Here is a 14,471-nt window from a genome sequence, read left to right on the forward strand (position 1 = left end):
ATGAAGCTCAGTCAGCTGCTGCCGTCGGCCCGACACCTCTGGCGCACCGAGATCCGGCCGCTGGTGTATGGCCGTCTCCCTCCGGTGGTTGCCCAGCGACATCAGCAAATCCTGAGTGACCGGCTAAAGACTCTGTGTATCGTCATCGCCGTGCTGGTGCTGGCCTGGCTGGTGCTGGAATGGCCAGCACTGGATGGTCGCGCACGCCTGATGGTGGCTTCATTGCGGCTGATGCTGGCCACCCTCTTGCTGGTGCTGGCTGCGGGCATTGCGCGCATGCCGCCCACCGTAGGCTTGCTGGGTCTGGTGCTGTTTCAGGCCGGGTTTTTCGCCGGCATGCGCAGTCAGCTCGATGCCGACTCGCCCGACTGGTTGGCAGTCGGCTACGCCCTGTTTCCCTTCGCTCTGGCGGCGCAACTGGCCATCCTGCCCTTGGCCTTGCTGCGCGGCGTTTTGCTGAGTCTGCCGGCCTTGGCCTTACTGTTGATGCCGGTATGGTTTGGCGGTGTTTCGCTGCGCAGTATCTGGTTTGATCTGTGGCTGTATGTGTTGATCGTAGTGCTGGCGCTTTGGGCCTCGGCCGCTCAGCTGGGGTTGCTGTTGAACCTGTTGTCGGCGCGTTGGGATGCCGCCCATGATCCGATGACCGGGCTGAGCAATCGACGCAGCACTCAGCAACGGCTGCAGGCCGAACTGACCCGCAGTCAGCGCAGCCGACAACCCTTGAGCGTGATCCTGCTCGACATCGATCACTTCAAACGCATCAACGACAGCTATGGCCATGATGTCGGCGATGAGGTGATCCGCGCCATGGCCGCCTTACTGAAGTCCGTGGTCCGCGGTGGTGACGACGCCGGGCGTTGGGGCGGTGAGGAGTTCATCGTCCTGCTACCCGAGGTCACCGCTGAAGCAGCCTGTGGAGTGGCCGAGCGGATTCGCCGGCAAAGCGAAGCCTTGTGTGTCGAGTATGCCGAAGCTGAAGCCCCGGTGCGGTTCACGGTCAGCCTGGGCGTGGCCGAATGGCAGCCGTCGGAGTCGATCGAGCAACTGGTGAAGCGTGCCGATGAGGCCCTGTATCAGGCCAAGAGTGAGGGGCGCAATCGGGTTGTTCGTGCAGCGCGGGCGATGGCTATTGATTCGGCGACTTGAAGTTTGAACGTCCTGTTCAACTTCAAGTCCCGCGCCTCCGGTACCGTTCGACAGGCTCACGGCAGGCATGCCCGTACGCGCGGGCGCTTCACAGCGACTACGTCGCTGCGCGCCTTAGCTTGAACGCGAACGGCAGCAAGTCCTCGATGCCCTGGGTGACCTGTTCACCATTGGGGCTGAGGAAGTGCACCCTGGCCTTCGCACCGAGTTCGTGGATGCATTGGCGGCAGGCGCCGCAGGGCGGTGCCGGCTGAGCGACGCCTAGTTCGTCTTCGGCATGCACGGCCACTTCGATGATCTGGCAGGCGCCGCCTTCCTCGCCGACGGCGGCAGCGATGGCGGAGCGCTCGGCGCAGTGTCCGAGCGGGTAGGCGGCATTTTCGACATTGCAGCCACTGAACACCCGACCGCTGGCGGTGCGTACGGCGGCGCCGACCTTGAAGTGCGAATAGGGTGCGTAGGCGTGGCGTGCCGCGTGCTGCGCGGCGAGTAGCAAATCCTTCATGGCCATGTCCACGTGGGCCGGGGCCCGGCTGCAGAACTTATCCTTGTGCAGCGGCCCGGCGCAAGTCGTCGGAGTCAATATCCCAATAGTGCGCGCCGCGACTGATCGGATCGTTCAAGGCCGATTGCAAAAGTGCCGCCAGCAGGTCAAGGCGCCAATGCCGATGCTGCGCACTGAGCGAGCGCACTTCCTGTGTGGCCTGCAGCAGGCGTTCAGGGCGGCGCAGCGGCCCGAGTGCGGCCTCGCTGAGCCCACGCAGGCGCTGATCCAGTGCAGGCGCCAGCGCCGGTTCGAGCAGATGCCAGGCGGAGGGCGTCACAGCTTGTTGAGGGGGGCGCATCGAAGTCGATTCGGTCGCCAGCCGTCGGCCCAGCCGGGTGCCGAACACCACCGCCTCCAGCAGGGAATTGCTGGCCAGACGATTAGCGCCGTGCACGCCCGTGCAGGCCACCTCGCCGACTGCATACAGGCCGGGCAGGGAACTGCGGCCGCTGAGATCGGTGGCCAGGCCACCCATGTGGTAGTGCGCGGCTGGCTGCACAGGAATGGGCTGTTGAGCGGGATTGACACCGGCCGACTGGCACAACAACCACACCGCCGGAAACTCCAGCGGCCAATCGATCGACAAGTGTTCGGCATGCAGCCAGACTGAACCACCGGTTTCGACAGTCCGCGCAACCCGCCGGGCAACGATGTCGCGGGGTGCCAGATCGCCCATCGGGTGCAGCCCGGCCATCAGTCGGCGTCCGTCCGCATCACGCAGGCAGGCGCCGCGCCCGCGCAGGGCCTCGGTCACCAGGGCCATGCGGCCATCCGGCAATCGATGAGCCAGGGACGTGGGGTGAAACTGCAGGTAGTGAAGATCGCGTGCCTGGGCGCCGCTGTGCAGTGCCAAGGCGAGCAGCGCGCCCTCCGAATCCGGAGGGTGCGTGCTATGGGCAAAGCTGCCCACCAGGCTGCCCGAGGCCAGCACCAGATCATCGCAGGCCTGTTCGAACTCGGCGCCACCGGCGCGCAGCCGCACGGCGCTGATGCCGTGCGCCCCGCTACGCCAGCCGAGGCATTCGCAGTCACTGATCCATTCGATGTGGTCGGCGCGTTGCGCTGCCGCACTGAGCGCCTCGATCAAGCGCAGGCCGCTGGCATCGCCGCCAGCATGTAGAACTCGGGCGTAGCGGTGGCCGCCCTCGTGAGCCAGATGCGGGCCGTCCGGGCCGAGGTCGAACTGCAGCCCCTGTTGGCACAGCCAACCGATCGCTGCCGCAGCCCCCTCGGTGAGCAGACGCACGGCGTCGACATGATTGACGCCGGCACCGGCGGCCAGGGTGTCGGCCGCGTGTTGTTGCGGCGAGTCGGGGGCGGCCAGTGCCGCGGCAATTCCGCCCTGGGCCAAGGCCGAGGCGCAGTCGAGCGGGCCGGGGCCGCGACTGATCAGCAGGATGCGACGTGGCGCGGCTGCCAGCGCCGTGCACAGGCCGGCCATGCCAGCGCCGATGATCACCAAAGGGGGTGCGCTCATGGCCGGGTTGGGCGGCCGACCTTGAGCATGGCCTGCAATGCCCGGCGTGCTGCGGCGCTGACGGCCTCATCCAGTTTAACTTCATGCTCCAGCGAGAGCAGGCAGTGATGGATGCCCGGCAGGGTGATGCGTTTCATATGCGGGCAGAGCTGACAGGTGGAGGCGAAGCGCACCTCGGGAAACTGCGCACGCAGGTTGTCTGACATGGCGCACTCGGTGATCAGCGCCACTTCGGCCGGACGTTCGCGCGCCAACCACTGGGCCATGGCATGGGTTGAGCCGACGAAATCGGCTTCCTGCAACACTTCGGGACGGCATTCCGGGTGGGCCAGCACGCGGGTGTCCGGCTGTCGTCGGGCCTCTCTCACCTGCCGGGCGGTGAAGCGCTCATGCACTTCGCAGCTGCCCGGCCACAGAATCAGTTCGACCTCGGTGTGGGCGGCAACATGGCTGCCCAGATAGCGATCGGGCACGAAGATCACCCGTTGCGTGCCCATCGATTCCACCACCTGCACGGCATTGGCCGACGTACAGCAGGCATCCGATTCGGCCTTTACCGCGGCACTGGTATTGACATAGCTCACCACCGGCACACCGGGATGCTGGCGACGCAACTGGCGCACATCTTCGGCGCTGATCGCATCGGCCAGCGAGCAGCCGGCCAAGGCATCGGCAATCAAGACGCGCTTGCCCGGCGCCAGAATCTTCGCCGTTTCAGCCATGAAGTACACACCGCACAACACAATCAGTTCCGCCTCGGCGCTGGCTGCCGCCTGGGCCAGGGCAAGCGAATCGCCGGTGATATCGGCCACACCGTGAAAGATCTCCGGCGCCTGGTAGGTATGCGCCAGGATCAGCGCTCGACGATGCTGCTTCAGGCGTTGAATGGCATCGATCCAGGGTAGCTGCAGCTCCCATTCCAGGCAGGCGGAACTGCGCTCGAGGGTGTGCCGCAAGGGCTCGTACAGGGCGTTCAGGGCAACGTCGGGGCGCGGCTTGAATTCGTCAACGCTGATGTCACTACACATTCCACTTGGCTGCCGCTGATTCATGGTTGGGTCGGATCGTTGCAGAGCTGATCTGAAGCCGTTGGATGGGCTGCGGCGTCGTGTTGCGCGGCTAGCCGCTGGCGATGCGCATCACGGGCGCGGCGGGCGAGCCGGGCCAGGCGGTTGAGCGGAATGCGCAGGGACAGCGGAATGTCCTCCCAGCGCAACTGATCAAGCAGATTGCGCGCGCACAATCCGAGTTCGACATTGCCGGTTAATTGCAGGCGGCGCTGAAAGAACAGGGTATCGGCATCTTCCAGCCGACTGGCCAGCAGCAACAGGTCGGTGACACTGCCGCGTACCGATGCCTCGGCCGGCTGATCGCTGGGCAGCAGCTCGATGCGCGAATTGCGTACCCGTACCACGATGCGCCAGCTCAGATCCTCGGCCTCGATTGCCAACCAGCGCCCTTCGATGGCTTGCAGACCCTGACCGGACAAGGATGCCGCCATCGCCCGTTGCAACAGCGGTTGACTGAGCTGATCGAGCCAGGGCCGCGGCAGGCGGGCCAGCAGCGGCGCCCAACGCGTCGGTGGTGGAAGGCGCGCCAGCAGTCGGTCGCGCAGACGGTGAAAGGTGGAAACCGGGTGTTCGGACACAACACACTCCTTGTCGGTGGCCGGCGCGCGGCAGACTTGCAGACTGAGATTGAGCAGTGCCTCGGCCTGGTCGGCAGCCAGACCGAGAGCTTGCGCATCGAGGGCCGCACGCCTTCGCATCAGCGCTTCGCGCGTTGCATCGCGCGCGTTCAGGCCGCGACACCGTCGTGCGTAGCGAATCGGCGCCACCAATCGCGTGCGCAGACACAACAGGCGACGCATCGCGGCATCGGTGAGATCGATCGGCCAACGCAGCCAGCGCACGCCGAGCGGAAGGTAACCAGTGGCGGAGGTCAGAGCCATCTCCCAGCAAGCCGGCACAAGCGCAGCGGCTGGTCGAGTCTGCCGCCCGAAAGGGCGGTCGTCGCTGATCTAAGTCAGCTGTTCAGTCTACGGCTGCCATTTGCGGCGAAAAGGTAAGCTTGTGGAGGCTTGCTTGTGCGTGCACGCGACTCTTGCCGAGGCCACTCCGCTGTCAGCGGTCCTGCACTCGCACTGGGATGGAGCGCGAGCTGCTGCTGCAGGTCGCGCGCTGCGGGCAACCGGTGCAGGCCACCGAACCCATGCTGCCGGTCGCCGGTGCCGTGTGCAGCAGGGGCTGCAGCCAGCGCCAGGCATGCCGGCCAAGTGAGGTCAGGGCGGCGAGCACGATCAGGCTGACCAGCAGACCTTCCATCAGCCTAGTCCCGCCCAGACGGCGATCTGATACGTGGCCGCGCCGGCCAGCCAGGCCAGGGCAAACAGGTAGCCGGTCATGCCCAAGGCGGTTTTCCAGCTCTGCGTTTCGCGCTTGACGATGGCAATGGTGGAAATGCACTGCGGCGCAAATACGAACCAGGCCAGCAGGGCCAGGGCGCTGGCGATCGACCATTGTTGGGCCAGAATCGGAATCAGGGCAGCTTCCACCGCATCGCCTTCGGCCGACAGCGCATAGACCGTTCCCAAGGCGCCGACCGCGACTTCACGTGCAGCCATGCCGGGCACCAGGGCGATACAGATCTGCCAGTCGAAGCCGAGCGGGGCAAAGATCGGCTGGATCCACTTGCCCAGCATGCCGGCGAAACTCTCGGTGATGGGCAGCGGCTTGCCATCGGCGCCGAGCGGATAACTCGATAGCGCCCAGATCACGATGGTCATGGTCAGGATGATGCCACCCACCCGACGCAGAAAGATCTTGGCGCGCTCGTACAGTCCAAGGCTGAGATTGCGCCAATTGGGCAGCTTCCAGGCTGGCAGCTCAAGTAGCAGCGGATGATGCTCATTGCGACCAAACAGCTTGTTCAGGACGAAGGCAACCACGATAGCGCCGAGCACGCCGAACAGATACAGGCCGAACAGAACCAGACCCTGCAGGCTGAACACTCCGCCCACGGTTTGCGTCGGAATAAAGGCGGCAATCAGCAGGGCATAGACTGGCAACCGCGCCGAACAGGTCATCAGCGGTGCAATCAGGATGGTGACCAGTCGATCGTGTCTATTCGGAATGGTGCGGGTGGCCATGATGCCGGGAATGGCGCAGGCGAAGCTCGACAGCAGGGGAATGAAACTGCGGCCCGACAAACCGACCTTGCCCATAAAGCGGTCGAGCAGAAAGGCCGCACGCGGCAGATAACCCGAATCTTCCAGCGCCAGAATAAAGGCGAACAGGATCAGGATCTGCGGCAGGAACACCAGCACGCCGCCAACCCCGGCAATGATGCCGTCCACCAGCAGACTGCGCAACGGACCATCGGCCATGGCCGCCCCGATCCATTCGCCGACCCAGGTCGCGCCGTCTTCGATCCAGCCCATCGGCGCCTCGGCCCCGATGAATACCGCCTGGAACATGCAGAACAGCACCGCTGCCAGGATGGCCAGACCGGCAACTGGATGCAGCAGCAGGCGGTCGAAAGGTTCGTCCCAGCGGCGATCGAGCGAGGGCGACTGAACTACTTGTTCCAGCAGATGACGAACTTGCTTGTGGGTGTCGACAATGTCGTCCAGGCTGGAGGGCGACCATTTGGCCGGCGCTCGCGGGCCAGCCGTCAATCCGGCGGCATCGAGCTGTTGCAGCAGTTCGTTAGCGCCGCCACGTCGCACACCCACGGTGCGCACGACCGGTATTCCGAGCAACTCGGACAGGCGCTGCAAGTCGACCGCGATGCGCTGCTTTTCGGCCAGATCGCTCATATTCAGCGCCAGCAGCATCGGTTGACCGAGCTTTTTCAGCTCCAGCACCAGGCGCAGGTTAAGTTGCAGCTGGGTGGCATCGCAGACGCAGACCAGCAGGTCGGGTACACGCTCACCCTCGACGTCGCCGAGCAATACGCCGCGAGTGACGACTTCGTCTTCGCTTTCGGCGTTAAGGCTGTAGGCGCCGGGCAGGTCGAGCAGGCGCAGGCGCCGGCCCGAGGGCAGGGGCACGCTGCCTTCCTTGCGTTCGACGGTGACGCCGGCATAGTTGGCCACCTTCTGGCGGCTGCCGGTGAGCAGATTGAACAGGGCGGTCTTGCCGCAGTTCGGGGTGCCCAGCAGGGCAACCAGCGGCTCCTGGCTCAGGGTAGCGCTCATCTCAGCTCGATTCGCGCAGCGCGCGCACGCGAATGTGTTCGGCTTCGTGCAAGCGAAGTGCGAAGGTAGTACCGGCTACGCGCACCGCAATCGGCTCACGCCCGCCCGGGCCGGTGGCGATGATCCGCACCTGTTCGCCCGGCACAAAGCCGAGCTCCAACAGGCGCAACACCAGGGCGCGACCGTGGCCATGCGGCAGCTCGGGCATCTTGATGTGCTCTATTACCGCACGCTGATCGCGTTCGAGTTCATTCAATCCGCACAGCTTGGCATCGGTCGGTGAGACGGCGACGGCAGCACCTGCCAGGGCGATGTCCTCGGCGAGTGGGGCGTCAGCTAGCGATGAGCGTTCGAGGCTTTGCATGCGCGGCAACGAGAGTACGATGCCTGCATTCTATGACAATGCGAATCGTTCGCATATAGTGCCACGCATGAGTTGCGCCCGAAGCTAGTCCTTGCGGACGAATGCGCGGTAGCACTCGCGGAAACCAAGAGCGGCTACGAAGAACACGACCAAACCGCACAGTCCTAGCCAAAAGGGGCCGAACTTGAACCCGATATAGATTGCGAAGCTGGCAGGAACCAGCGCCACGGTGCCCCCCAGAGCCCAGAAGATTCCTGTCGCAATCTTGTCGCCGATATGCACACGAACCTCCTGCAGGTGGCTCACTCGAGGCCGCCATCAGTTGCCCTTACGGGGCAACATATCAGAAACGCATCAGCCGCCCACCGACGCCAGGTGCGGGGTAATCCCGGTATTGCCTTCATGCAGGCCGTGGCCGGCGGTCTTGAGTGCCAGTTGGCCGCTGAGTCGGCCAATCAGCTGCTCGCGGTCGGCGTCGTCCTGCAACAAGGGGCGCAGTGCGATGCCGAACTCGCCGAACAGGCATAGCCGCAGGTCGCCGCGGGCGGTGACCCGCAGGCGATTGCAGCCGGCACAGAAATCCTTGGAGTAGGGCGCGATGATGCCGATCCGGCCCGCGTAGTCGGGGTGGGCATACTCGCGCGCCGGGCCGGCGTCGGCAGCGCGCGGCTGCAGCTGCCAGCCGGCTTCCTGCAATGGCCGCTCAATCGCCTCGGCGGACAGGTGATGGCGTTGGAAGTATTCGCGGTTCTCGCCGGTCTGCATCAACTCGATAAAGCGCAGTCCGATCGGGCGGTCGCGCAGGTACTCGAGCCAGCTTGGCAACTCTTGATCGTTCAGGTCGCGCAGCAGTACAGCATTGAGTTTCACCGAGGAGAAACCCAGCGACAGGCAATCTTCGATGCTCTTGAGTAGTTGCGCGTGGTGGCGATAACCGGTGATTGCCTCGAAACGCTGGCAATCAAGGCTATCAAGGCTGATGTTAAGTGCGGTCAGGCCGGCTGCACGCCAGTCTGTAGCGCGTTTGTGCAGCACACAGCCATTGGTGGTCATGGCTATCTTCTCAATGCCGGGCACCGCTGCGACTTCGGCAATGATGTCGGTTAGATCGCGACGCAAGCTGGGCTCGCCGCCGGTCAGGCGCACCTTTTTCAAACCCACCGCCGAGAAGGCCAGCAGCAGGCGGCGGATTTCATCCAGGCGCAGGAAATCGTGCGAGCCGCAGCGCTGATAGCCATCGGGCAAGCAATAGCTGCACTTGAAGTTGCAGGCCTCGGTCAGCGATAGCCGCAGGTACGGGAATCGTCGACCGAAGCGATCGATCAAAGGGCTGGCAATGGCAGTCATCGGGCTCCTTTCCAAGGTCGGGAGACCAGGCCGTTTCCCGCCTGGCCCTGGCGATCAACCCAGCGCTCACCATGAGCGACGAGTGACCGCGGCCTGTTGCCCTTGCGTGCCGTTGCCAACGGCACATGAAGCTCAGCAGGCTGGGAGCATCGCAGCTTTGTTGCGACTTGCCACTAGGGTGCCACAGATGGCCGGCAACTTCCTGCCTCGCGTCGTCAGCCTTCCGTTGGTGCACCGCAGCGATCGACAACATGAGTTGTTGATCAGACTTTCCCTAAAGCTCCTCCCAGCCACCGACATCTACCCGGGCTTCGACCTGGTTACCTGCCTCGTTGTAATGCAGCGAATCGAAACTCAGATCGCGGGCGACCAAGATGCCGCGCCCGTTGGGGTCAATCAGACGCTCGCCGCGCGGACGCAGATACTGCTGGTAGTCAAAGCCGCTGCCCTCGTCGCTGATTCGATAGCAGACCTGTCCGGCATTGCGCTCAAGCTCAACCAACACGGAGCGCTGACGATAGCGCGGGTCATCGAGGCGGCTTGCCAGCAGTGCCGGCCAGGCGCCCTCGATCAAGGCCTTGCGTTTGGCCTGGTAGCCGATTTCCAGATTGCCATGTTCGATGGCGTTGGAAATCAACGCCTGCAGGCCAAATGCCACGGGGCCGGGGTCACCGCCCGCCCGCGCCAGCCAACGCACCAGTTCATTGGCCTCGGCTGGCGTTCGCAGGCGGAAACGCCCTTGCTCGATCAAGCCGAGCGGGTTGACGCCCGACAATGCCTGGTCGAGCTCACGCAGATGGCGGTAGCTCTCCACCGCACCTCGCACGATCGGAAACAATTGCGCTCGTTCAAACGGCTTCACCAAGTAGTAGTAGGCGCCCGCTTCCAGTCCTTCGATCACCTGCTTGGCATTGCCGGCCGCTGTCTGAAGAATGATCGGTAGGTGCGTATGCCGCGGATCGGCTTTCAGTCGGCGCAGTACTTCAAGGCCATCGAGTCCTGGCATCATGCGGTCCAGCAAGACGGCGTCGAAACACAGATCCGAATCGAGTTGCAGCAGCGCCTGTTCGCCATTCAATGCGCGCCAGAGTTCCACTGGCTGGCGTGCGAACATGCGCTCAAGCAGGTCCAGGTTGTCGGTTTCATCGTCGACCAGCAACAGCCGGGCGGGCGATTCTGACGGTGGGACCAGGGTGTGGATGGCATTCATGCGAGCAGTTCCGGTCGGGCAGGGGAGTGAAGACGGCGACCTGATGGCGCCGCGGCACCTAACGCACGGTTGCGTTGCTGCGCAGGGTGGGGGAGGATCAGGGCGCAGGCGGGCGATGGCAGGGTGCACTCGTGCAAGTAGAGATCGATGCGCACGGAATTTCGCGCGCCGGCTGGTGTCCCGGAACTCTCTCGCTGAAGTTCGGGGAGGGTCCCGGAGGGGCTGGCGAGCCGATCCTGTCCTGCCCAGGGGCCTCGCCAAGCGAGGTTCCTGGGTCGCGGGTCAAGAGGCGGGGGCCGACATCCTAGATCGTAGGGCAGCACAATCGCTCAAAGCCTGTTAGATTTAAACAGAATCATCATTGTCATCATATGGGCTGTCAAGACGGTGCTGAGCGGCCACACTTGGTAGGCAGTAGCGAGGCGGGTACGGCAGGGACAAGGAGCCGCTGGCATGGCATGGCGTTGGGGAAGGTTGAGGCCGGAGACTGAGGTCGCCCATGCTGCGGATGAGTCGGCACAGGATCGCAGGCAACTGATGGACCCGCCACCCGATTGGTCGCCTTGCCTGGACTCGATGCGTAGCCTGACCGAGTCCTTGCCCATTGCCACCTGCCTGCGCGGCATGAGCGGCGAGTTGTTCCATGTCAACACCGAGTTTCAGCGGCTGACCGGCATTCAGCCACAGTCGGCGAAACAGGAGGACTACGCTTGGCTGAGCGCAGAGGCGGCGGAGTCGGCGCGCAACGCTGATCGCAAGGCCTTGCATGGTGGCGCGACGCAACGCGGCATCGAGCAAGTATCCGATCAGCAAACCGGTCGCCGTGTCGACTGTCAGGTTACCCGAAGCCCAGTGCGCGACGCCAAGGGACAGATCTGTGGACTGGCGCTTACCTATTCGCCCACGCAATCAGCGGAAACGCGACGTTCAGTGCCGTTGACGAGTGAAGAGGAAGCGGCCTTTGCTGCGATGACTGCCGATGCCTGGCTCCGCTGTGATCTGGAGGGGCGTCTGCTGGCCGGCAATCCGATCTGCGCGCGCATGCTGAATCTCGATTTCGCTGGGCAGGGCCCGCAGTCGATTGATCGCATTGTGGCACCTGCCCACCGCGCCAAGTTTCTTGCCTGGTTGAGCCAGGTGGCAGCCAGCGAGCAGCAACCGCAGCGTGTGCGAATGCGCTTGATGCGCCGGGATGAGACGGAATTTGCCGCCGAGATCATCGTCAAGGCGGTGGCCGGTCACGCCGGCATAACCGAACTGGCAATGACGGTGCGCGATATTGATGAGCACCATGAGCTGGCGCGGGCGCTGGAGGAGAGCAACGGTCATCTGCGTCGCTTGCGTCGACGTCTGGAACTGGCCGTGCGCGGCACCGGTTACGGCATCTGGGAGTTTGATCTGCGCACCGGACGGGTGGTATGGGACCCGCAGATGTATGTGATCCACGGCCAGTCGGGTGGCGGCGGCGATTTCGACGGCAGTCCGAACAGCTGGCTGCAGTGCATTCACCCGGACGATCGGGCGCGCATGAATCAGCGCTTCAGCGAAGCACAGAACGGTCGCGAAACACTGGGCTTCATTTACCGCATCCGGCGATTTCAACCCAGCTTGATTCGCTTTGTTGAATCAAACGCCTTCGCCGAGCGGGATGATCATGGCGAGGTGATCCGGCTGGTCGGCATGGATCGCGACGTCACCGGCCGGGTCGAGGCCGACATGGAACTCAAGATTCTTAACACGGAACTTGAGAATCTGGTGGCCGCGCGCACGCATGAGTTGCTCGATGCAAAGGAGCATGCGGAGGCTGCCTCACGGGCAAAGAGCGAATTTCTGGCCAACATCTCTCACGAACTCCGCACCCCGCTGCACAGCATTCTGGGCTTCGCCAAGTTGTCGCTGGAAGACGACGACTACCTGAGTGCGGACGATCGGCGCAACTTCCTGCAGCGTATCAGCGCCAGCGGTGGGAACCTGCTGCGACTGGTCAACGATCTGCTCGATTCGGCGCGTATCGAAGCCGAGCGCTTCGCCATCGAGCCGCTGGAGTCAGATCTGGTCGAGGTGGTAAATGGCGTGCTCGACGAGTTCGGTGCCACTGTGCGTGAGCGGCAGCTTCGGCTGCAGATATCGCTGCCTGAGCGAGCCGAGCTGGTTTGTGATCCAGCGCGGATCGCACAGGCGGTTCGGAATCTGCTCTCGAACGCCTGCAAGTTTGCTCCGGCGGATTCTGAGTTGAGTATCCGCCTGGATGGCAACGATCGCGGCTGGGCGCTGCGGATCAGTGATCAGGGACCAGGCGTGCCCGACAACGAACGCGAGAAGATCTTCGACAAGTTCACCCAGAGTTCGATCACCAAGACCGGCGCCGGCGGCGCTGGATTGGGGCTGCCGATTGCGCGCGGCATTGCGCGCCTGCACGGTGGCGATCTGTACCTGGAGGAATGCGCGAACGGTGCCAGATTCCTATTGCAGCTGCCGCTTTCGCCACCATCTGCCGAAAGGCCAGGTCAACAAGTGCGGCACTGACGCAGCCCCGCGCCGCCGGTCAGGGCAACTCGAAGCCGTCACAAAAAGGGGTGTCGGGGCCGCCACCGCATGACCGCAAGGCTGTATGCCCCATCGAGCGACAGGCAGAACTGGGCGACGGGCGATAGACACTGTCGAGCTCGGGGTCGGCAAATATCGATGCAGTATCGAAACCCTGCGCCTGCCAGTCGCTGAAGCGGTACAAAGCGCCCGCAGTACCCCAGGGCTGGCCGGCACCGAAGTAGCTGATGAATGGGTCATTGCTCTCACGAAAGAAGCAATTATTGTTCGAGTTCAGGCCGACGCCGAGCGCATGCTGACTGTCGGATCCGTAGTGCCAGATGGAGTAACCGGAGCCGTACAGCAAGTTGCGTTCAACCACCGCGTCGAACACGCCCAACGGGGTGCCAGGGATGTAGCTGTCGCTGCCTTCGTTCAGCGTGATGCTGCCACCAATCAGGGTGTTATAGGCGATTCGCGGCTGCTGGGTGAACGGGCCCAGCGTGCCGTCCTCAAAGTGCAAGCCAATATCCGCCTCTTCGAGCAGATTTCCGATCACCTCGGCACGATTCTGGTTCAGGGCGATGCCCCGGCCGGAGCTGAGGTTGTAGAAATGATTGCCAACAATGCGCGTGTATCCGCCCAGGCCGGCGCTGTTCTCGCCGTGCTTGTAGTAGATGCCGCCGCCCGCACCATGGAAGCGACTGGCCTGCACGGTGATGTTGCGGGCCCGAAACAGTTTCAGGTAATAGCCGGTGCCTGCGGGGTTGCCAGTTTCGTAGTCGTGAAAATTGAGGTTGTCGATCACGACGTCCGAGTAGCCGTCAATAGTGAGAAAGCCGGCGTTGTCGACATAGCGCACTTGGCTGATTTCGATGTTGCGAAACGCGATGTGCGACATCGGTAGATCCAGGCCTAGCTGGATGGCGTGATTCAGACAATCGCGAATGGCGAAATCTTCAAATCGGTAGTGCGCACGGCGATCGATCAGCACACAGGTCGAGCTGAAATCGCCCTGCAGGACAACGACATGCCCGGGGTAGCCCTTGATCACCAGGGGCGCCTCGGCGGTAGGCAGGGGATGGGCGCGCGGCGCGTCCTTCTCGAGGTTGATGATGGCGCGCGTTCCACCCATATCGACGATGTCGCTGTAGGTGCCGGCCAGCAGATAGACGAAATCACCGGCACTGGCCTGCGCGAGCACCGAAGCGAGTGATCCGGGCGCGGCCGCGCTGCCATTGCCGCTGCCGGCGGGCGAGGCATACAAGCACTTCGACGGCGTCTGGGCCTCGCACATCAGGGCGAGACCCCCAGCCCTGGCGGGCATGGCCAGAAGCGCAAGCGCCGCGACAAGCACGGCATGAAGCAACGAACAAGGTTTCAGCACGATCTGTCGGTCGGAGCGGATTGACTCGGCCCCGCATCAATGGTGGAGGAATGACCGGCAGGGTACGCGCTGAGCGCGATCGCGCCAACCACAGAACGTCGTGGCGATCAATCCAGGTGAAACAGCATGCTGTGGAAAGGTTTGGGCTAGCCCGGATATTTCATGAGGGGGCGCGGATGATCACCGAGGACTTTGCGTCGAGTGCAAGGCGCGACGAGCCCAAGTGGTGGGCCCACTTGGGCGAGAAGCAACGCGGCAATCGGCGC

General features: G+C 63.6%; 13 protein-coding genes and 1 riboswitch. Of the genes, 2 read left to right on the forward strand and 11 right to left on the reverse strand.

The genetic code is table 11. From position 1 onward, the window contains the following. Positions 1-1,149, forward strand: a complete 1,149-nt coding sequence (locus tag IFO71_RS10695; RefSeq protein ID WP_192029623.1) for a GGDEF domain-containing protein — start codon at positions 1-3, stop codon at positions 1,147-1,149. 97 nt (positions 1,150-1,246) lie between these two features. On the opposite strand, the gene cdd is transcribed toward IFO71_RS10695, so the two are convergent. From cdd to IFO71_RS10745, 10 genes are all read right to left on the reverse strand, one after another. Further along, positions 1,247-1,654 (reverse strand): cytidine deaminase, encoded by a 408-nt coding sequence (gene cdd, locus IFO71_RS10700; RefSeq protein ID WP_232371333.1) that lies wholly within the window; start codon positions 1,652-1,654, stop codon positions 1,247-1,249. 37 nt (positions 1,655-1,691) lie between these two features. Next, entirely contained in the window at positions 1,692-3,173 is a 1,482-nt protein-coding gene (locus IFO71_RS10705; protein ID WP_192029625.1) for an L-aspartate oxidase, read from the reverse strand. Further along, positions 3,170-4,201 (reverse strand): quinolinate synthase NadA, encoded by a 1,032-nt coding sequence (gene nadA / locus IFO71_RS10710; protein WP_192029626.1) that lies wholly within the window; start codon positions 4,199-4,201, stop codon positions 3,170-3,172. The genes IFO71_RS10705 and nadA overlap by 4 nt, the downstream gene beginning before the upstream one ends. 20 nt (positions 4,202-4,221) lie before the next feature. Next, entirely contained in the window at positions 4,222-5,124 is a 903-nt protein-coding gene (gene ubiT / locus IFO71_RS10715) for a ubiquinone anaerobic biosynthesis accessory factor UbiT (RefSeq protein ID WP_192029627.1), read from the reverse strand. 172 nt (positions 5,125-5,296) lie between these two features. Beyond that, complete coding sequence (locus IFO71_RS10720; protein ID WP_192029628.1) at positions 5,297-5,497, reverse strand: hypothetical protein; 201 nt, start codon at positions 5,495-5,497, stop codon at positions 5,297-5,299. Beyond that, positions 5,497-7,371, reverse strand: coding sequence for a ferrous iron transport protein B (feoB, locus tag IFO71_RS10725; protein ID WP_192029629.1), 1,875 nt, complete (start codon positions 7,369-7,371; stop codon positions 5,497-5,499). The genes IFO71_RS10720 and feoB overlap by 1 nt, the downstream gene beginning before the upstream one ends. Position 7,372: 1 nt before the next feature. Beyond that, on the reverse strand, positions 7,373-7,735 hold the full coding sequence (locus IFO71_RS10730; protein WP_192029630.1) for a FeoA family protein: 363 nt from the start codon (positions 7,733-7,735) through the stop codon (positions 7,373-7,375). Positions 7,736-7,819: 84 nt separating this feature from the next. Further along, positions 7,820-8,041, reverse strand: coding sequence for a hypothetical protein (locus tag IFO71_RS10735; protein WP_192029631.1), 222 nt, complete (start codon positions 8,039-8,041; stop codon positions 7,820-7,822). 48 nt (positions 8,042-8,089) lie between these two features. Further along, the gene (gene moaA, locus IFO71_RS10740) at positions 8,090-9,082 is read right to left on the reverse strand and encodes a GTP 3',8-cyclase MoaA (protein WP_192029632.1); all 993 of its coding nucleotides are present in this window, start codon (positions 9,080-9,082) and stop codon (positions 8,090-8,092) included. Further along, positions 9,071-9,241, reverse strand: a riboswitch (molybdenum cofactor riboswitch). Its footprint overlaps the gene before it by 12 nt. Before the next feature lie 115 nt (positions 9,242-9,356). Further along, on the reverse strand, positions 9,357-10,292 hold the full coding sequence (locus IFO71_RS10745; RefSeq protein WP_192029633.1) for a response regulator: 936 nt from the start codon (positions 10,290-10,292) through the stop codon (positions 9,357-9,359). Between the two features lie 537 nt (positions 10,293-10,829). On the opposite strand from IFO71_RS10745, the gene IFO71_RS10750 reads away from it, so the two are divergent. Further along, positions 10,830-12,818 (forward strand): PAS domain-containing sensor histidine kinase, encoded by a 1,989-nt coding sequence (locus IFO71_RS10750; protein WP_192029634.1) that lies wholly within the window; start codon positions 10,830-10,832, stop codon positions 12,816-12,818. A gap of 19 nt (positions 12,819-12,837) precedes the next feature. Here the strand turns inward: IFO71_RS10750 and IFO71_RS10755 are convergent, their stop codons facing one another. Then, entirely contained in the window at positions 12,838-14,115 is a 1,278-nt protein-coding gene (locus IFO71_RS10755; RefSeq protein WP_192029635.1) for a right-handed parallel beta-helix repeat-containing protein, read from the reverse strand. Positions 14,116-14,471 lie beyond the last annotated feature (356 nt).

It is taken from the genome of Pseudomarimonas arenosa (assembly GCF_014841215.1).
Lineage (GTDB): Bacteria > Pseudomonadota > Gammaproteobacteria > Xanthomonadales > Xanthomonadaceae > Pseudomarimonas > Pseudomarimonas arenosa.

Excerpts from the sequence above, each read along its gene's own strand:
- IFO71_RS10695 (WP_192029623.1), top strand. The coding sequence starts at position 1 with ATGAAGCTCAGTCAGCTGCTGCCGTCGGCCCGACACCTCTGGCGCACC.
- feoB (WP_192029629.1), bottom strand. The coding sequence starts at position 7,371 with ATGAGCGCTACCCTGAGCCAGGAGCCGCTGGTTGCCCTGCTGGGCACC.
- IFO71_RS10750 (WP_192029634.1), top strand. The coding sequence starts at position 10,830 with ATGGACCCGCCACCCGATTGGTCGCCTTGCCTGGACTCGATGCGTAGC.
- IFO71_RS10705 (WP_192029625.1), bottom strand. The coding sequence starts at position 3,173 with ATGAGCGCACCCCCTTTGGTGATCATCGGCGCTGGCATGGCCGGCCTG.
- IFO71_RS10745 (WP_192029633.1), bottom strand. The coding sequence starts at position 10,292 with ATGAATGCCATCCACACCCTGGTCCCACCGTCAGAATCGCCCGCCCGG.
- ubiT (WP_192029627.1), bottom strand. The coding sequence starts at position 5,124 with ATGGCTCTGACCTCCGCCACTGGTTACCTTCCGCTCGGCGTGCGCTGG.
- cdd (WP_232371333.1), bottom strand. The coding sequence starts at position 1,654 with ATGAAGGATTTGCTACTCGCCGCGCAGCACGCGGCACGCCACGCCTAC.
- IFO71_RS10755 (WP_192029635.1), bottom strand. The coding sequence starts at position 14,115 with ATGTGCGAGGCCCAGACGCCGTCGAAGTGCTTGTATGCCTCGCCCGCC.
- nadA (WP_192029626.1), bottom strand. The coding sequence starts at position 4,201 with ATGTGTAGTGACATCAGCGTTGACGAATTCAAGCCGCGCCCCGACGTT.
- IFO71_RS10720 (WP_192029628.1), bottom strand. The coding sequence starts at position 5,497 with ATGGAAGGTCTGCTGGTCAGCCTGATCGTGCTCGCCGCCCTGACCTCA.
- moaA (WP_192029632.1), bottom strand. The coding sequence starts at position 9,082 with ATGACTGCCATTGCCAGCCCTTTGATCGATCGCTTCGGTCGACGATTC.
- IFO71_RS10730 (WP_192029630.1), bottom strand. The coding sequence starts at position 7,735 with ATGCAAAGCCTCGAACGCTCATCGCTAGCTGACGCCCCACTCGCCGAG.